General features: G+C 62.0%; 13 protein-coding genes. 6 read left to right on the top strand and 7 right to left on the bottom strand.

Annotated elements, in window-relative coordinates:
* Positions 1-78: 78 nt before the first annotated feature.
* Together AB7783_RS08970 and AB7783_RS08965 are read right to left on the bottom strand one after the other, a co-directional pair.
* A complete protein-coding gene (locus AB7783_RS08970) occupies positions 79-843 on the bottom strand; it encodes a DsbA family protein (RefSeq protein WP_439058516.1) in 765 nt (254 codons plus the stop codon).
* Positions 844-976: 133 nt separating this feature from the next.
* Complete coding sequence (locus AB7783_RS08965) at positions 977-2,236, bottom strand: GGDEF domain-containing protein (RefSeq protein WP_439058515.1); 1,260 nt, start codon at positions 2,234-2,236, stop codon at positions 977-979.
* A 316-nt stretch (positions 2,237-2,552) separates the two neighbouring features.
* Here AB7783_RS08965 and AB7783_RS08960 point away from each other — a divergent pair, with 316 nt between their 5' ends.
* Together AB7783_RS08960 and AB7783_RS08955 are read left to right on the top strand one after the other, a co-directional pair.
* A complete protein-coding gene (locus AB7783_RS08960) occupies positions 2,553-3,566 on the top strand; it encodes an adenylate/guanylate cyclase domain-containing protein (RefSeq protein WP_441277422.1) in 1,014 nt (337 codons plus the stop codon).
* Positions 3,567-3,677: 111 nt separating this feature from the next.
* On the top strand, positions 3,678-4,805 hold the full coding sequence (locus AB7783_RS08955) for a patatin-like phospholipase family protein (protein WP_441277421.1): 1,128 nt from the start codon (positions 3,678-3,680) through the stop codon (positions 4,803-4,805).
* Positions 4,806-5,045: 240 nt separating this feature from the next.
* Here AB7783_RS08955 and AB7783_RS08950 read toward each other — a convergent pair whose 3' ends face one another.
* The 4 genes from AB7783_RS08950 to AB7783_RS08935 form a co-directional block, all read right to left on the bottom strand.
* A complete protein-coding gene (locus AB7783_RS08950; protein ID WP_441277420.1) occupies positions 5,046-6,305 on the bottom strand; it encodes an ATP-binding protein in 1,260 nt (419 codons plus the stop codon).
* Positions 6,302-7,027, bottom strand: coding sequence for a response regulator (locus AB7783_RS08945; RefSeq protein WP_441277419.1), 726 nt, complete (start codon positions 7,025-7,027; stop codon positions 6,302-6,304). The genes AB7783_RS08950 and AB7783_RS08945 overlap by 4 nt, the downstream gene beginning before the upstream one ends.
* Before the next feature lie 104 nt (positions 7,028-7,131).
* Positions 7,132-8,007 carry a DUF3313 family protein gene (locus AB7783_RS08940; protein ID WP_441277418.1) on the bottom strand — a complete coding sequence of 292 codons (876 nt, stop codon included), beginning with the start codon at positions 8,005-8,007 and terminating at the stop codon, positions 7,132-7,134.
* A gap of 86 nt (positions 8,008-8,093) precedes the next feature.
* A complete protein-coding gene (locus tag AB7783_RS08935) occupies positions 8,094-9,506 on the bottom strand; it encodes a M48 family metalloprotease (protein WP_439062663.1) in 1,413 nt (470 codons plus the stop codon).
* Between the two features lie 114 nt (positions 9,507-9,620).
* Here AB7783_RS08935 and AB7783_RS08930 point away from each other — a divergent pair, with 114 nt between their 5' ends.
* The 3 genes from AB7783_RS08930 (at position 9,621) to AB7783_RS08920 (ending at position 12,905) form a co-directional block, all read left to right on the top strand.
* On the top strand, positions 9,621-10,823 hold the full coding sequence (locus AB7783_RS08930; protein ID WP_441277417.1) for a pyridoxal phosphate-dependent aminotransferase: 1,203 nt from the start codon (positions 9,621-9,623) through the stop codon (positions 10,821-10,823).
* An 11-nt stretch (positions 10,824-10,834) separates the two neighbouring features.
* The gene (locus AB7783_RS08925) at positions 10,835-11,446 is read left to right on the top strand and encodes a biotin transporter BioY (RefSeq protein WP_420878709.1); all 612 of its coding nucleotides are present in this window, start codon (positions 10,835-10,837) and stop codon (positions 11,444-11,446) included.
* A 118-nt stretch (positions 11,447-11,564) separates the two neighbouring features.
* Complete coding sequence (locus AB7783_RS08920; RefSeq protein ID WP_120289380.1) at positions 11,565-12,905, top strand: dicarboxylate/amino acid:cation symporter; 1,341 nt, start codon at positions 11,565-11,567, stop codon at positions 12,903-12,905.
* Between the two features lie 74 nt (positions 12,906-12,979).
* Here AB7783_RS08920 and AB7783_RS08915 read toward each other — a convergent pair whose 3' ends face one another.
* Entirely contained in the window at positions 12,980-16,147 is a 3,168-nt protein-coding gene (locus AB7783_RS08915; RefSeq protein ID WP_441277416.1) for an Rne/Rng family ribonuclease, read from the bottom strand.
* 699 nt (positions 16,148-16,846) lie between these two features.
* On the opposite strand from AB7783_RS08915, the gene AB7783_RS08910 reads away from it, so the two are divergent.
* Positions 16,847-18,145, top strand: a complete 1,299-nt coding sequence (locus tag AB7783_RS08910) for an N-acetylmuramoyl-L-alanine amidase (RefSeq protein ID WP_439077241.1) — start codon at positions 16,847-16,849, stop codon at positions 18,143-18,145.
* The last annotated feature ends 90 nt before the right edge of the window (positions 18,146-18,235 follow it).

Raw genomic sequence — 18,235 nt, 5'->3', positions numbered from 1 at the left:
TGCAGCCGGTTTGTCATATTTCCGAGATGTTCAGGACGGCGCGGGCGACGGTATGAATCACCCTGGCGGTGTCTGGGTTTACGAACAGAGCGCCTTGCCGCAGCGGGCCTGGTTGATCTTCTCCTTCAGCGCGTCTGCGCCGACGGCACCGATGATCACCTGCTTGCCGATGACGTAGCTCGGCGTGCCGTTCATGCCCATGGATTCCGCGAGCTTGAAGTTCTCTTCGATGGTCGCGCGCACTTCCGGGCTGGCCATGTCCTTTTCCAGTCTGGCGACGTCGAGACCTGCTTCCTTGGCCGCTGCCAAGGCGCGGGCCTTGTCGGCCTGGCCGCGGCCGCTCAACAGCTTCTGGTGGAAGTCGAGATACTTCTTGCCGGTCGGGTCCTGCATGCGCACGGCGACAGCAACCTGGGCGGCTTCAACCGAGCCGGGCCCGAGCACCGGGAATTCCTTCAGCACGACCTTGAGCTTCGGATCATTCTTCATGATGCCGACCATGTCGTCCATGGCGCGCTTGCAGTAGCCGCAATTGTAATCGAAGAACTCGACGAAGGTGACGTCGCCATCCTTGTTGCCGACGACGACGCCGCGTGGCGAGTTGAAGATGGTGTTTGCATTCGCGGCGATCGCAGCCTGATGCTTCTCGGCTTCAGCCTGGGCCTGACGCTTGGTCAGCTCGGCCGAGACCTCTTCGAGAATTTCCGGATGGGTGATCAGGTAGTCCTTGATGATCTTCTGGATCTCGCCGCGCTGGGCGTCATTGAACGTCTGCGCCGATGCAGGCGCGCCGCACAGGGCGAGGGCCACAGCGGCAGAGGCGAGAAGGCGGAACGAAGGCATGGGCAAATTATCCTTTGGAAAAGGCCGAGTCAGAAAGCCACGTGTCATTCGGGAAGCTGCTTAGCATTTTGAGGGCGAAATACGCGTTATTTGTGAAGGCGGTCACGCGCAATTCATCATGGCGCCGCAGGTCTCAGAAGCCGGAATGGTGGTGATCCGGCCCGGTCATTGCAGTGAGGGCATGCGGTGCCGGCAAGGGAGCGCTTCCGATCTCGTCATCGAAGATCGGTGCCAGCGGTGGTGCGGGCTCATAGAGCACGACCCGGTTCTTGCCGCTGTGTTTGGCCTGATACAGGGCGTGATCGGCAGCCGCCATTAATCGTTCGGGGGAAGCGATGAGGTCGGGGGACCACTGCGCGACGCCGATGGAGGCGGATAGGGTTCTCACTGTGTGTCCGGCATTGCCAATTTGTCGCGGGCAGGCTGCCAGCACGCGCCGCGCGATCTCGCCGGCCTGCTGCAGGTCGGTGTCGGGCAGCACGATGCAGAACTCGTCGCCGCCGCATCGGGCCAGCGTATCGCCGGGGCGCAACTGATCTTGCGCCGCTTGGGCGAATTGCTTCAGGCAGTCATCGCCGGCGCTGTGACCGAAGCCATCATTGACCGCCTTGAAGCCGTCGAGGTCGATCGCCAGCAGTGCGTATGGGCGTGCGGTCCGCCGCGCCATCGCACATTCCTCGTCCATCCGCTGCAACAGGCGGCGGCGATTGCCAGCGCCGGTCAGATCGTCGATCAGCGCCAGTTCGGCTGCGTCGCCACGCAGGCGGTCGATCGCCATCATCAGCAGTCCGTAATTCCATGTCATGGCGAGGAATGCCGCCACCAGCATGAAGCCGGCCTGTACCGCATCGACCGTCACCATGGTCGTCTCGCTGCCGCCCAGATGAAGCAGCGCGGCAATCGCGCGGCAGGCAAAAGCAACAAGCAAGAGAATCGAGAGGTAGCCGGCCATCCGTGCGCCGTGATTGCTGCGCCGATGATCACGCGACAGTAGCAGCGGTAGCGTCAGCGCCACGGGAACGCCCTGGCTCAGCGAGTAGACGACAACGCGCATCGCATAATCGTCGATGACCAGTCTGAAGAACAGGAATCCGGCTAGGCTCGCGGAAATTACCAGGGCGGTGGCGATCCAGGATGTAGGCCTGTCGTAAAAGCGACGGATACCGACCTCTGACAGACAGTAAGCGAGAACTGTCATCTGCGCGGCGAACAGCAGGCCGACGGGATTGGGAAACAGCAGGCCGAGAGCAGGGCCGATCGACGCGCTCAGTGAAGCGGCGCTCCAGTAGCGGGCTGGGACGAAGTTCGGATAGCAGCGTGCGACATAGGCCCAGACGAGACCTGATGACAGGAAGTTGGCGAGCGTGAACCAGAAGATGGTCGTCGTGCTCATTGCCGCCGGTCCCACGTGCGTGTGACGCCGCTGTGTGCGGTTTCGTGCTCCGATGGCTGCATTGGTCTCCCCGCCGGACGCGATGAGCGCATCCATTTTCACTAAATGCAGCGAGTTCCGTTAACGGAACCTGACCGCTGCCGGCGAGAAGCTTGGGGTGGTTGTAAAAGGATGAAGATCATATCGGCGTGGACGGCAGGGCTCGGTGAGGCCACGCATCGGTCTGCTGGCGGGCAACCTTTGCCATCGGGCCGTGTCAGCCCTCCCTCGGACGATTTGATATACCCTCCCGTCGGCTGTGCCGGTGGGAGGGACCATGAACGCCAGGCTTGAACGGAAACTAAGGGTCCTCACGACGATTATGGCCGCTGGCGCCGCGGCCGGCGTGGCGTTCAGTGCCACCCACGATCTGCCCATTCTGCCCGGACTCGTCATCGGATTGGTGATCAGCACGGTTCTGGGCGGCTTCGAAATCATGGTGGCCGATGGTCCAATCCGGATCTGGCTGAGCGGTCGCTCGTTCACCGCCAACCTCCTGATCAAGAGCGCGTTCTACGCCGTCGTGATTTTGGCCGTGCAATGGTTTCGGCTTGCGGATGTGCTGATCGGGCGGACGCTCGAGATCGCGGAGGATACGTTCTGGTCCAGCCTGGTCTATTCGATCGTCGTCTCCATCGTCGTCAATCTGGCTTTGGCAATCACCAATCTCGTCGGCGGACGCGCGTTGTTGAACTTCTTCACCGGGCGCTATCACACGCCGGTCGAGGAAGAGCGTTTCGTCCTGTTCGTGGATATTGCGGGCTCGACCAGCCTGGCCGAGCAACTTGGTGGCGTCGGTATCCACCGTTTCCTCGATCGGACCTTTCGCCTGCTATCGCTTCCGGTTGTCGACTATCGCGGCGAGGTACTTGCCTATGTCGGCGACGAGATGATCGTGACCTGGACGAAGCGGGACGGTGCGGTCGATTGCCGTCCGTTGCGCTGCTTCATCGCCATGCGCGACGAATTGGCACGCAAAGCGGGGCAGTTCGAACGTGAGTTTGGCGCAGCGCCCCGCATTCGCGGTAGCCTGCATTTCGGGCCGGTGATCATCGGCGAAATCGGCGACGTCAAACGTGCGATTGTCTTCAATGGCGACGTCATGAACACCGCCTCGCGGCTGGAAGAGCTCAGTCGTGGTGTAGAGGGCGGTTTTGTCGCATCTAAGGCGGCGATGGATTGCTTTGCCTCGGCACCGCCATTCACGGTCAGTGCACTCGGTCATCTTCCCATTCGTGGACGTGTGGATGGAATTGTCGCATTCGGTTTGCAGCCGCCGCGCGAAACATAATGAAATAAACGCGCAAACAAATGGCAAATCAACCGTGCAAGAGTTTCCGGAGATGGAAACCCGCATGGCTCAGTTTTCAAGATTCACTTTGATCGTTGCAGAGCTCGCGTGATGCCTCGCGCGACGCTTCCCATTATTTGCACGGCGCTGCTGCTGTCGGCCTGTGCGTCGCTGCCGCGCGCGCCGCTGATCGCAAGCGCGCGCGCGACGATCCCGCAGATTCCGTTGGCCAGGATATCGCCCGACGAAGGCTATCGCATCTTCGCGGGATCGCGGCGCGGTGCCGCACCGCTCACCATCCTTGCTCTGTCCGGCGGCGGCGCTGACGGCTCCTATGGCGCAGGATTCCTTCAAGGCTGGTCCGACTCCGGGCTGCGCCCCGAGTTCGATATCGTCACCGGCTCCAGCGTCGGCGCCCTGATTGCACCATTCGCGTTTTTGGGCCCGGGCTATGACGGCCGCCTCGAAGCGATCTTCACCAGCGGCGCGACTGAAAATCTGATGCGTATCGCGGGGATCAACGCCGTTGTTGGATCGGGCGTCTTCAAGGCGGGGCCGATGAAAGACCTCATCTCAAAATATGCCGATGATCGGATCATCGATGCGGTCGGCGCACGGTATCGCAAGGGCAAGATGCTCATCGTGGCCACCACGAACCTCGACACCCAAGGGACGACGCTCTGGAATATGGGGGAGATCGCAAGCAGCGATAGTCCTGGCCGCTATGAGTTGTTCCGGAATGTTCTCGCTGCGTCAGCCGCTATCCCCGGGATTTTCCCGCCGGCCTTGATCGCCGTCGAGTCCGGCGGAAACATGTATTCCGAGATGCATGTCGATGGCGGCGTGACATCGAATATTCTGGCTGTGCCGGAAGGCGTGTTGACGGCCCATGCCGGATCGCTGGTTACGAAGTCTCGGGTCTTCGTGATCGTTAACGGCAAGCTGTCGCCCGACGCCTCCTATACATCGGATCTGACGCTTCCGATCGTGGCGCGCTCGTTTCAGACCTCAGTGAAGGCCAATACGCGCAATGCGATGATCGCGACATACGATTTCTGCAAACGCAACAACTGGGATTTCAAAGCAACGGCCATCGACGCGGGCAAGCTCACCACGAGCGATCCAACCAATTTCGATACTGATTATATGAAAGAGCTCTATGCCTACGGTCGCGCCAAGGGCCATTCGGCGAGTGGATTTCAATCCAACCTGGAAGGGTTGAGGGGGCAGGGTAGCTAGATGTGTCGCATCGCTCCAACAGCGTCCTTGGAACGCGCCCGAATACGGATATCCGTTCGGCGCCTCTGGTCTCGCACAAAAGACGTCGCATTCCTGAGCGTGGAGGTTGCGTATTATCCGTTGCTCGTCTTCGGGATCGCGATGATCCTGTGGTCCGGCTGAACAGGTGTTGCTTGCGAAGGATCATTCTTCAGTGATCGTCTGCAGCGGCACCGTGTGGTCGCATGGCGAGCGCGTCGTTCAGGCTGCGACCGATGATACGTTCGCGATATCGATCTCAATGGAAAGCGTCTGCCTTAACCCGTGAGGTTGCCGGTTCTCGATCTCGAGCGTGCCTCCCTGTCGTTCGACAATTTCCTTGGCGATGGCCAGGCCGAGCCCGGCGCCGGGAATTGGCTGGCGGCGAGCCGGGTCGACGCGAAAGAACGGCTCGAATGCGCTGTCCAGAAACCGTTCAGGAATGCCGGGGCCGTTGTCATCGATCAGGACGACAGCGCGGCGATCGTGAACGCACAGGCTCACCATGGCGCCGCCGCCATGGGTCGCAGCATTGATGATGAGATTGCGCAGCGCGCGTTTGAGCGCGAGCGGCGATATCTTTACGTTACCCTGATCGAGCGCGGCAATCGTTACTGGCATCTTGATCAGGATCAACTCGGCGCAAACGTCTCCGACGAGATCGTTGAGTCTGACGAGTTCGGTGCCCTTTCCGACGGTCTCCTCCCGAACGAGTTGGATGGCGCTGTCAGCAATCCGGTCCATCTCATCGAGGTCATGAAGCCATTCTGCTCGCTCCTGATCGTTGAGGAATTCGGCGCGCAGGCGCATGCGCGTCATCGGCGTGCGCAGATCATGCCCGGCGGCGGCTACTAGTCTGATCTTGCTGTCCATGGCCTTTTTCAAGCTCGTGCCCATCATGTTCAATGCCCGGGCGGTCGCCTTGATTTCGGCGGACCCTTCTTCCTTCACTATAGGCAGCACGCCATCCTTGCCGACGGACATCGCCATGGTCTGCAGAAACTTGAGTTGCTTCGTCGTTTGATGAGCGACCGCCAGCGCCACGCCGATCACGCCTGCAGTGATCAGGGCCATCCAGCCGGCGAGGCCGTACCAGACCGTAGGAGGCGGCGTGTGGTCGGGTACCGGCCAGCTCAGCCAGCCCGGTCCCATCTTGATGGAGACCCATCGGCGGCCGTCTGGCGTCTCCTTGACGAACGCGTCGAAGAAGCTGCGCGTCTTGCGAAATGCGTCCTTCAGACGTGCTGTCGGCTCCTCGAGTGTCTTTCCTTCAATCGGAGCTGGTTGAAGATGAAAAATCGCGTTGTTACCCTGGAAGGTGATGCTGCTCGAAAATGCCGAAACGCGATCGGAAAGCCCATCGCGGAAATTCTGGTCGACGAGGTCGATGACCAGCTTTGACATCACGGCGCTGGCCAGAATGACCACGCAAAGGACCGAGCAGACCAGCATCAGGGAAACGCGAAAGCGGATCGAGTTCATGTTTCTGCACCGATCGTTTCAACGCGTGCCGAGAAAATGTAACCGCCGTTGCGCACGGTTTTGATCAACTGGAAATCATCATTGTCGCCAAGCTTCTTGCGCAACCGGCTCATCAACACGTCGATCGAGCGATCGAACACGTCGTCGGAGCTGCGATTGGTCAGTTCGATCAGTTGATCCCGGGAGAGCAGGCGGCCCGGACGTCTGACCAGCACGAGCAACAGTTCGAATTCGGCTGTCGTGAGATCGAACGGCTGCCCGTTTTCGTCCAGCAACTGCCGCGCGCCGGGATGCAGCTTGAACCTGCCGAAGCGATGTTCGAGTATCTGGGAGAGCTGGATATCCTGCGTCACCTTGCGGCGGAGCACTGCGCGGATGCGGGCGAGCAGCTCGCGCGGATTGAACGGCTTGCCGAGATAGTCGTCCGCGCCGATTTCGAGGCCGATGATCCGGTCGACATCCTCCTTCAGCGCCGTCAACAGGATGACGGGTATCTCGGAGCCCTCCCGCCGAAGATCGCGGCAGATATCAAGCCCTGACCCATCGGGCAGCAGCACGTCGAGAACGATCAGGCTGACTTCGTTGGTCTGCAACGCTTCCTTCATCGTGCGCTGGTCGGACGCGATGGAGACGCGGTAGCCTTGTTCGGTCAGGTAGCGTCCAAGCAGTTTTCGTATTTCGAGATCGTCGTCGACGATGAGGATGTGGGACATGTTCTGCATCGGGCGGTATTCGGCTCCATGCGATTGTTGGGTCAACGCGCCAGTCGGTGTCGTAGCACAGCTCTCTGGTGTGGGGAGACGGCAATCGATGTCCTGCGCTCGGGTCATTCCGTCACCGGCTTCGCGTCGTCGTTCCACTCGGGCGGTGCGCCCAGTTTTCCGCCGATAAAGGCGGAAACGCCGGTGCGCCCGAAAGCATCACAGGCGGCGTATTTGGGCTTGCCCCCAAGGGCCGAATTCACGCGCTGTAGACTGGGCGCGGACAGCTTCTTGTCGAACGGATTTTCACCGGTAATGAGGAGCTTGCTGAAATCTGCGCCGAACTCGCCCGCCAGATCGTAGGCATCGCCGGATGCCGCAACGCGCGGCGTGCTCGTCAACATGTCGGCATCGCGGGCCCAGACAAATGCTGCTCTCTGCCGACCCTGTGCGTCGCGGGCCTCTGCCTCGACCGCGAGCCCACCCATGCCATAGGGAATCCGGGGCACCACGATGGGAAAGCCGGCGCTGATGAACATCGGCGCGGCCGAAGCCACTTTGGCGGCGCCGGCAACATTCGGATCGGTGACGGTGACGTGCGTGACGGTGACATGCACCGTCAGGTCGGCGGGTTGCCCCGACGGCACGACATTGAAGCGATCGCTTAGTCCGATACAGACGGACCGGTCGACTGCATTGGCGATGACACGACGCTGCTTGTCCGTCAGGGCGGCGCGTGTTGCGGCCGTGGAGAAGGACGTCGGGATGATGCTGACGCTCCGGGCCGCCAGCAGGTCGGCCTTGTCCACGCGCATTTTGGATTTGGTAGTGATGCCGTCGGCCGGCGCGAGGTCGTTATACGAGGCGAGAGACCCTGATGTCTCCAGCTGCGCCGTGGCGCATCCAGCGACAGTTGCTGTCAGAGCGTGCAGGCATATCAGTTTCAACACGTGGTTGATGGCGTTCGCGCGCATAGAGATGTCCCCAAAAGTCAGGAACACTGCGTAATCAGACAAATTGTCAGCCACATTGCGAAAGATTACGGATCAGCCGCCATTTGTTTCAGAACATTGCAGAGGGAGGCGCGCTAGTTCTTGCCCGGCATTTTCGCGGCGATGATGTCATCGGCCTTCACCCAGCCGGGCGTGCCCACCGCGAAGCGTGCCTTCGCACGTGACGCCAGATCGCGGGCAGTCTTGTTGTCGCCGCGCAGGAAGGCCGCCTGGGCCGAGGCCAGGTCGGCCTCTGCAAGTTCGCCCTTGCGGCCATAGGCCATGGCGAGCTGCATGTAGCCGACCGGCGCTTCACTCTCACGCGCCACCGCAGTGCGCAAGATGCGGATCGCCTCGTCGGTATAGGCCTTGTTGTCGGAGGCGACGAGCGCCTGGCCGAGCATCATCTCGATCAGTGGCGCGTTGTTGGAGAGCTGCACCGCACGGCGCAGCGGCGCAATCGCCTCATTGGGCTTGCCGCCTTCGAGCAGCGCCTGGCCGCGTAACTCGTAGAAATATGGATTGTTAGGCTGCGCCTTGATCAGCGCATCGATCTGCTCGACAGCCACGCGCAGATCGCCATGGCGATAGGTGGCGATGGCACGGGCATATTGCGCGGGCAGGCTGGTGTCGGATGGCGGATAGCGCCGCAGCACCGTGTCGCGCTGCTCCATGAAACCGGCGGTCTTGGCGCGCATCAACTCGTGGCGCAGCATCAGCGCCGGATCGTCCTTCTTGTCCCAATAGGGACTCGACTTCGCAAGCTCCTCGAGGGCGGCAACGCGCTCCCGGGGCATCGGATGCGACATCATATACGGGTCGCTTCCGCGTGCTGCGAACAGGCTGTCGGTGCCGAAGCGTTGGAACGTCTCGTACATGCCCTTGGACGACTGGCCGGTCTGGTTCAGGAATTTGACGCCGGCGCGATCGGCGTTTTCTTCCTGCTGTCGCTGATAGGACAGCATCGTATTCATCATCATCGCTTGCGGCGCGGCGACCGCTGCGGCGCCGATATTGCCGGCAGCACCATTGGAGTTGCCGCCGCGCGCTCCGGCCGCCATGGCGCCGACGCCGAGCAGCATCGCCACGATCATCTGGGTCTGCGCCTGCGCCATGCGCTCGCGCAGCTTTGACAGATGGCCGCCGGCGAGATGGCCGGTTTCGTGGGCGAGCACGCCGATCAGCTGGTTCGGCGTCTGTGACTGCATCAGCGCGCCGTGATTGACGAAGATGCGGCGACCGTCAGCGACAAAGGCATTGAAGCTGGCGTTGTTGATGATGACGACCTGGATGTTTTGCTTTTCGAGGCCTGCGGCGCGCAGGATCGGGCGCGTATAGTCACGCAGCAGCTGTTCGATCTCGGCGTCGCGCAGCAGGCGCGGAGCGTCGCCTTGCTGCGCATGGGCGGCCATTGGCGTCAGCGTCAGCGCCGCCGCGGTCAGCAGCGTGGTCAGCTTCGAGAACAATCGAGATGCAGCCCTTTTAGGCTGCAGCTGCAGGTCTTTCATCATTGGCCGAGGTTCGAATTCGATATAAGCCCTAACAAGTCAAATATTGCGGCGGGAGCGCGGCGTTGCTCCCATGCCGTAACGTGCATAACGCCGCGCAGATAGCAGATTTCCATGCCAGATACGATCCTCAAAACCCGGGCACACAGCCTTCTTGCGGCGTCCGGACGCAGCGATGTTCCCCCGTTCATGGTGATGGATGTGATGGCCGCCGCGGCGCGGATCGAGGCCGCTGGCGGGCATGTGATTCACATGGAAGTCGGGCAGCCGGCAGCGCCCGCGCCCAAGGTGGCCATCGAGGCTGCACAGGCTGCATTGGCGCACGGGCGGATTGAATATACCGCTGCGCTTGGCACCCCGTCGCTGCGCGCGCGAATCTCCAGGCATTATCGCGACGTCTACGGTTGCACGGTCGATCCGGAGCAGATCGTGGTGACCACCGGCTCCTCCGGCGCGTTCATCCTGTCCTTTCTGGCCCTATTCGAGCCCGGCGACCGCGTCGCCGTCACCGTGCCCGGCTATCCGCCGTATCGGCATATTCTGACTGCGCTAGGCTGCGAGCCGGTGCTGATCGAAACCCATGCCGACAAGCGGCACGCTCTGACCGCCGAGGATCTGCTCGCCGCGCATCGCGAGAAGCCGCTGAAGGGCGTGCTGGTCGCGAGTCCGGCCAATCCTACGGGCACCATGATGTCGCGCGAAGCGCTCACCAGCCTGATCCACGCGGCAGATGATGCGGGCATTCGCTTCATCTCGGATGAGATTTATCACGGTCTCGATTATGCATTTCCCGCAGTGACCGCGGTGGAGCTGTCGCCGAACGCGCTGGTCATCAATTCCTTCTCGAAATATTTCTGCATGACCGGCTGGCGCGTCGGCTGGATGGTCGTGCCGAAACCGCTGGTGCGGTCCATGGAACGGCTGCAGCAGAACCTGTCGATCTCGGTGCCGACACTGTCGCAGATCGCGGCGGAAGCAGCCTTCGACGGTCATGCACAGATGGAAGACATTAAGCATGGCTATCAAGAGAACCGTCGCATCCTCACCGCAGGATTGCCGCAAGCCGGCCTCACGGACTTCCTGCCGGCCGATGGCGCCTTCTATCTCTATGCAGACGTGTCGAAATTCACCACTGACAGCTTCGATTTTGCCAAGCAGATGCTGGAACAGGCACATGTGGCCGCAACGCCCGGCAGCGACTTCGATCCGATCCATGGCAAGTCCTATATTCGCTTTTCGTATGCGAGCTCGACCGAGGACATGCATGAGGCGGTCGCGCGGATCAGCAAATGGCTCGGGCAGGGTGGTCCGAAGTGAGCGAGCCCATCTTGTCGGATGCATCCACCGCGAACGCGCGTCGTGTCCCCATCGCCGGAGTATGGTGGCCAAGCCGCAGGAGAGGTTTTGCCGTCCTGCGGCGCGCCGTGGTGCTGGCGGCGTTTGGAGTCGCGTTGTTGGCGGTTTCGGCGAAGATCAATCTGCCACTGCCATATGTGCCGATGACCCTGCAGACGCTGGTCGTTTTGATGATCGGCGCCGTCTATGGCTGGCGCCTCGGCACGTTGACGATCATCGCCTATCTCGCCGTCGGTGCATTGGGATTGCCGGTGTTCGCCGGGCCCGTTGGCGGTCTCAAACCGCTCACAGGGGCGACGGCCGGCTTCCTGTCGGGTTTCGTCGTTGCTGCGTTCGTCACGGGCTGGTTCAGCGAACGCGGATGGGATCGCTCGATGGTCCGCCTGTTCGTTGCCATGGCCATCGGCCACATCGTGATTATGGCCATGGGCTTTGTCTGGCTGGCTTACGGTATGAAGCTCGGCGCCGAGAAAGCCTGGTTGGTCGGCGTAATGCCGTTCCTGGCGGGGGCATTAGTGAAGAACACATTGGGCGCGATCCTAGTGCCCGTCCTGCGCGGAATGGTTGATCGCCGGTATCGCTGAACGCTCGGCGCGATATTTGTTCGTTAATCGCCCAAGTAATTCCGCGTGGCGGCTTGCAAGAGGCCGCCCATGTGACTAATGACCGCGGCAGTAAAAATGCTCAGGGAGTTGAAGCGGAATGTCTGCGGTAACGGCAACGGCGGGTCCGGGAGCGGCCGCTCCGGTCAAAAAGCCCTGGTACAAGGTTCTCTATATTCAGGTGCTGATCGCTATCGTGATCGGTGTGCTGGTCGGGTGGCTGGAGCCTCAGTTCGCCACCAATGAATGGATCAAGGCGCTCGGCGACGGCTTCATCAAGCTGATCAAGATGGTGATCGCGCCGATCATCTTCTGTACCGTGGTGTCTGGCATTGCCCATATCCAGGACGCCAAGAAGGTCGGCCGCGTCGGCATCAAGGCGCTGGTCTATTTCGAGATCGTCTCGACCTTCGCGCTGATCCTCGGCCTTGTGATGGGCAACCTGTTCCAGGTCGGCCATGGTCTGGTGACCAAGACCGAGGGCAGCGCGGGCGCAGTCGCCAATTACGTCAAGCAGGCTGAAGCGACGAAGTCGGTCGATTTCGTGCTCAACATCATTCCTGACAGTGTCGTTGGCGCCTTCGCCAAGGGCGACATCCTGCAGGTGCTGTTGTTCGCGATCCTGTTCGGTTTCGCGCTGATGGCGCTGGGCGAGCGTGGCCACAGGTTGCGCGACATGATTGATGAGACGTCGCATGCCGTGTTCGGCGTGATCGCCATTGTCATGAAGGCAGCCCCCCTCGGCGCATTCGGCGCGATGGCCTACACCATTGGCAAGTTCGGCCCGGCGGCGCTCACCAACCTGTTGAGCCTGATCGTGCTGTTCTACGCGACCGCAGCACTGTTCGTGGTGGTCGTGCTCGGCATCATTGCCCGCATCGTCGGCTTCAACATCTTCAAGTTCATCGTCTACATCAAGGATGAGCTTTTGATCGTGCTCGGCACTTCTTCGTCGGAAAGCGCGTTGCCGCAGCTGATGGAGAAGCTGCAGCGTCTGGGCTGTTCGAAGTCGGTTGTCGGCCTCGTGGTGCCGACCGGCTATTCGTTCAACCTCGACGGCACCAACATCTACATGACCCTGGCGACGCTCTTCATCGCCCAGGCGCTCGGTGTGGATCTGTCGTTCGGCCAGCAGGTGACTATCCTGATCGTGGCGATGCTGACCTCCAAGGGCGCTTCGGGCGTCACCGGCGCCGGCTTCATCACGCTGGCAGCCACGCTGTCGGTGGTTGATCCGCGTCTGGTGCCCGGCATGGCGATCGTGTTCTCGATCGACAAGTTCATGAGCGAGGTGCGCGCGCTTACCAACATCACGGGCAACGGCATTGCTACGGTGTTCGTGTCGTGGTGGGAAGGCGAGCTTGATCATGACACGATGCATGCCAATCTCAACAAGACCATCGATCCGTCGGATGTCGAAACGGCAATCACGACGGACTGATCCGCAGTAGATCGCAGCAATAAAAAAGCCGCCCGGTTTTGCCGGGCGGCTTTTCGTTGTTGCGTTGAGAGCGCTTAGTCGTTGCCGAGGACGCGTGACCACCAGCCGGCTTTACGGGGCTGGCTTTCGACCGCGGGGGCCGGTGCAGCGGCTGGAGCAGGTGCCGGCTCCGGGGCTGTAGCGACGGGCGCTGCCGCGGGCTGTGGCTCCGGAGATGTCGAACCGAAGTTGACCTTCTCGCGCACCGTCGAGCGACGACGTGCTGCAGCCTTGTCATCTTCCTGCGGTGCCGCGGCTTCCTGCACGGGGGGAGGTGCTGCGACAGGAGCAGGGGCAGCCGGCGCCGGCTCAGGCGCTGCCGGAGCGAACATCGGCACGGCGTTGTGACGGCTCTGTTCGGCCTCTGGCTGTGGTGCGGCATAGGACGTCACGGCGTCCGGAGCTGCGTGCTGGTGCGGCTGTGCGTCGTTACGCGTGTCCTGACCTTCGAGATCGGCCACGGCATCGCTGGCTTCCGAGGTCTGCGTCGGTCCGAGTTCATCGGAGATCGATCCGGCCAGACCTTCGTCGTTACCACCACGCCGGCGGCGTCCGCCGCGACGGCCACGGCGACGCGGGCGACGCTCGCCATCGGCCGGCTGATCGGCACGGGCCTCACGAGGCTGATCGTCGGCCTCGTCGTCTTCGCCTTCGCTGTCGTCGCCAACGGTTTCGACGTTACCTTCGACCGTGCCTTCAGCGGCGTTCTGGAGATCGCCGCCCTCGCGACCGGGAGCGCCGCCTTCGCGGGTTTCACCGGAGCGACCGCGACGGCGCCGACGGCGCTTGCGCTTGCGGCCATCGCTGTCTGCATCGCCGGTGGCGCTTTCACCCGAGGTCTCGTCGTCGCTGAGACCTTCGGTCTCCTCGGTTTCGATTTCGGCTTCCGTCTCGAACAGGTCTTCGTCGTCGAACGGTTCTTCTTCCAGCGGCGGCGGGAAGGCCGCAACCTGGGCCGCGAGAAGCGCCTTGGCGGCTTCCAGCGTATGCACCTGTTCGCCGCGGTCGATCACGAAGGACTGCTGACCGCTGACATTCGGATCGGCGATGACGGCGAGCGTCACCTTGAAGCTATTTTCGAGATCGCGCAGATGGCCACGCTTGTGGTTCAGCACATAGAGCGCGACATCGGTGCGGGTGCGCACGATCAGGTTATGCGTGGCGCCCTTCATCAAGATTTCCTCGAGGCCGCGCAGCAACTGCAGGGCCACCGACGACACCGAACGAACGTGACCGCTGCCGCCGCAATGCGGGCAGATATCCGTGGAGCTTTCCAGCACGCTGGCGCGGATGCGCTGGCGCGACATTTCGAGCAGACCGAAATGCGAGATGCGGCCGACCTGAATGCGCGCGCGATCCTGGCGCAGGCAGTCGCTCATCTTGCGTTCGACAGCGCGGTTATTGCGCTTCTCGTCCATGTCGATGAAGTCGATCACGATCAGACCGGCGAGATCGCGCAGGCGGAGCTGACGCGCGACTTCCTCGGCGGCTTCGAGATTGGTCTTCAGCGCTGTGTCTTCGATGTGGTGTTCGCGGGTCGAACGGCCCGAGTTCACGTCGATCGAAACCAAGGCTTCGGTCTGGTTGATGACGATATAGCCACCGGAGCGCAGCTGCACGGTCGGCGAGAACATCGCGTCCAACTGGCTCTCGACGCCCATGCGCGAGAATAGCGGCTGGCCGTCGCGATACTGTTTCACCGCGCGCACATTGCTCGGCATCAACATGTGCATGAAGTCGCGCGCTTCCTGATAGCCGGCTTCGCCCGCAACCTGGATTTCGTCGATTTCCTTGTTGTAGAGGTCGCGCAGCGAGCGCTTGATCAGCGAGCCTTCCTCATAGACGAGGGTCGGGGCCTGCGACTTCAGCGTCATGTCGCGGACGGTTTCCCACATCCGGATCAGGTATTCGAAGTCGCGCTTGATTTCCGGCTTGGTGCGCGAGGCACCGGCGGTGCGCAGGATGATCCCCATGCCTTCCGGCACGTCGAGGTCTGACACCACTTCCTTGAGACGCGAACGATCCTGTGCCGAGGTGATCTTGCGCGAGATGCCGCCGCCACGGGCAGTGTTCGGCATCAGCACGGCGTAGCGGCCGGCGAGCGACAGGTAGGTGGTCAGCGCAGCGCCCTTGTTGCCGCGCTCTTCCTTGACGACCTGCACCAGCATGACCTGGCGGCGCTTGATGACTTCCTGGATCTTGTACTGGCGACGCGGACGGAAGGCGCGCTCGGGGACTTCCTCAAGAACGTCGTCACCGCCGACGGATTCGACCTGATCCTCTTCGGCTTCTTCTTCGCCGTCGTCTTCGTCTTCCTCGTCGTCGTGTTCGTCGCTGTCAGCGGCAGCGGTGTGCTCACTCTCGGCACGCTCTTCGTGGTGAACGTCCTCGGCATGCGCCGCGTTCTCTTCGGCGTGAGCGGCCTGAATCTGTTCGTCATGCGCGTGATCATCATGCGCTTCGGCGGCGACTGGCGCCGGCGTCTCCGCAACGGCTTCAACCGGGGCAGGCGAGAAGCCTGCCGAAACAGGCTGTTCGGTCACAGGCTCGGATGCAACGACCTCGGGAGCCGTAGCTTCGGCAGCGACGCTCTCGGACGCGACCGGTGCGGCGGCATGATCGTGGTGATCATGGTCGTGCGCATGATCGCCTTCGGCGTGCTCATGCGCGTGGGTGTGCTCGTGACCGTCATGGTCATGATGGTCGTGATCGGCAGCGTGGTGCCCGTCATCATGGGCATGGCTATGGAGCTCGAAGGCCGGATCGCGCGGCTGTTCGGCCTGCGACGGATCGACCGCTGTCGTATCGACGACATCGCTTTGCACCCGCTCGCCACGGTCGCGGCGACGGGAGTTGCGATGACGCGAGCGCTTACGGTTGGAGCGGTTTTCGGTCTCTTCCTCAGCTTCGCGATGGGCCCGTTCATCCGCCTCGATCAGCGCCTGACGGTCGGCGACCGGGATCTGGTAGTAGTCCGGATGGATTTCGCTGAAAGCGAGAAAGCCGTGGCGGTTGCCACCGTATTCGATGAAGGCGGCCTGCAGCGACGGTTCGACGCGCGTGACCTTGGCGAGATAGATATTGCCGCGGAGCTGCTTGCGCTGCGCAGTCTCGAAATCAAACTCTTCGACGCGATTGCCGCGAACCACGACGACCCGGGTCTCTTCCGGGTGGGTCGCATCGATCAACATTTTGTTTGGCATTTGGAAGCTCATGGAGGCGGACGGCGTGCGTGGCGGCAAGCGCGTATCGCGCAGCCGGGTGACGCAACGGTCCACCTGATTCGGGGGTGAGGGGAAGGCCGAAACACAGCCCTGAACGCCGTGCCGATCGCGAGGTCAGTGCGGGGCGACGCGCGAGGCTTGGGCCTCGCATCGGCATAGTTCCCACCTGGGTCTCGGTCGGCATCACAGTCTGGCGCATCAAGCGTCGGCCCGTCTGAACATCTTGGCGGCAAAGGCGCCGCCTTTTGCTGACGTCCGGCGCGCCGCAGAACGCGGTCACCGGCTGTCGCATACTCCGCCCGTAAGGCCGGAATAATCGGTCATGAAGTGTCTAAAGCCGCCCCGGGAGCGAGAAAGGACCTGGGACCGGACACCGCCTGGGCTAAGACCGCCTCTCTGGGCAACCGCGCGCTGCGCTGGTTGTAGAGAGGAGGCCGGAAAACGCTGGATCCACCGATAGATGGTCGGGGGAACGAGCGTTGCACCGGGAGGCTGAACGCGACACAACCGGGAGTTAAACCGTCAGCTCTTCGTACATACGAGGAATGGGGGTCGCATGCAAGGGAAGCGTCACAAGGCTGCAACACTCAGGCTTATTCGATATGGCCGACTTAAGCTCCGGTTAACCCTGCAATCCTATTGGGTTAATGAGGGGCTGCTTCGGAGGCAGTGGATTCGTTGACGAGCCGCGCAAACCACATCGTCAGGCTGGCCACGGTGCTCTTCAGTGCCGGTTTTGGGCTGTTTTGGTGTCCGAACTCCGCCCAGGCCGCCGGCGAGACGCCACGCGCGGAAGTCGAGGGCGTTTTCCCGATCGCCTCCGACGTGCGGATCGCCGGTGACGAGAAACAGACCCGTTTCATTCTCGATCTCGACCGGAAGATCCCGCTGCGTGCCTTTGCGCTGGCTGACCCATATCGGGTGGTCATCGATCTTCCCCAGGTCAATTTCCATCTCGACCCCGGCGCCGGGACGGTCTCTCGCGGCCTGATCAAGGCGTTCCGCTACGGTCTGGTGATGCCTGGCGGGTCGCGCATGGTGTTTGACCTGACCGGACCGGCCAAGATCAAGAATTCCTACGCGCTCGATCCCGCCAACGGGCAGCCTGCGCGGATGGTGATCGAACTCGAATCGGTCGATCGCACCACATTCGTACAGGCGCTGGCGGTTGAGAATCGCCCGGATCTGCGACCGGCCGTCGGAACGACTGCTGCGGCGTCTCCGGTTGCCACCAAGGTGGTCGCCAGCGCCGTGCCCGATGCCGCGCCGGACGCCCGTCCAGTCATCGTGATCGATCCCGGTCATGGCGGCATCGATAACGGCACCCAGGCCGGCGGCGAGAGCGAGAAGGGGATCGTGCTGGGTTTCGGTCTGGCACTGCGTGATCGTCTGGAGAAGCTCGGCAAATACCGCATCGTCATGACCCGCGCCGACGATACGTTCATCCCCCTGGATGAACGGGTGAAGGTGGCGCGCAACCAGTCGGCTGCTTTGTTCGTCTCCATCCATGCCGACGCATTGCCGCGCGGCGAGGGCGATGCGCAGGGCGCCACTGTTTACACACTATCCGACAAGGCCTCCGACGCGGAGGCGGAGCGGCTGGCAGACTCGGAAAACAAGGCGGACGCCATCGCCGGCGTCAATCTGACGGAAGAGCCAACTGACGTTGCCGACATCCTGATCGACTTGGCGCAGCGCGAAACCCGGACCTTCTCGAACCGCTTTGCCCGGCTGGTGGTGGGCGAGATGAAGACCACGGCGCGGATGCACAAGCATCCCCTGAAATCGGCAGGTTTCCGCGTGCTCAAGGCCCCGGACGTCCCCTCAGTGCTGATCGAATTGGGTTACGTGTCCAACAAGGACGATCTCCAGCAGCTGATGTCCGAGAACTGGCGCTCCAAGACCGTCGGGGCGGTCGCCAAGGCGATCGACGGGTTCTTCTCCAAGCGGATGGTCTCTGCCGGCCCGGGAAACTGACGACCGGAACTGAAAATGACAAATCTTTCAGTACGAAAGCCCCGGCCTTCAGTATGAAAGCCCTAGTTTGGCCACAGCCGGCGCTCTATA

It is taken from the genome of Tardiphaga sp. 172_B4_N1_3 (genome assembly GCF_052076035.1).
Classification (GTDB): Bacteria; Pseudomonadota; Alphaproteobacteria; order Rhizobiales; family Xanthobacteraceae; genus Tardiphaga; species Tardiphaga robiniae.
This window is presented reverse-complemented; position numbering and strand designations above follow the sequence as displayed.

Coding starts and splice junctions, on each gene's coding strand:
- AB7783_RS08970 (WP_439058516.1), bottom strand. CDS start 843: ATGCCTTCGTTCCGCCTTCTCGCCTCTGCCGCTGTGGCCCTCGCCCTG.
- AB7783_RS08965 (WP_439058515.1), bottom strand. CDS start 2,236: ATGAGCACGACGACCATCTTCTGGTTCACGCTCGCCAACTTCCTGTCA.
- AB7783_RS08960 (WP_441277422.1), top strand. CDS start 2,553: ATGAACGCCAGGCTTGAACGGAAACTAAGGGTCCTCACGACGATTATG.
- AB7783_RS08955 (WP_441277421.1), top strand. CDS start 3,678: ATGCCTCGCGCGACGCTTCCCATTATTTGCACGGCGCTGCTGCTGTCG.
- AB7783_RS08950 (WP_441277420.1), bottom strand. CDS start 6,305: ATGAACTCGATCCGCTTTCGCGTTTCCCTGATGCTGGTCTGCTCGGTC.
- AB7783_RS08945 (WP_441277419.1), bottom strand. CDS start 7,027: ATGCAGAACATGTCCCACATCCTCATCGTCGACGACGATCTCGAAATA.
- AB7783_RS08935 (WP_439062663.1), bottom strand. CDS start 9,506: ATGAAAGACCTGCAGCTGCAGCCTAAAAGGGCTGCATCTCGATTGTTC.
- AB7783_RS08930 (WP_441277417.1), top strand. CDS start 9,621: ATGCCAGATACGATCCTCAAAACCCGGGCACACAGCCTTCTTGCGGCG.
- AB7783_RS08920 (WP_120289380.1), top strand. CDS start 11,565: ATGTCTGCGGTAACGGCAACGGCGGGTCCGGGAGCGGCCGCTCCGGTC.
- AB7783_RS08915 (WP_441277416.1), bottom strand. CDS start 16,147: ATGCCAAACAAAATGTTGATCGATGCGACCCACCCGGAAGAGACCCGG.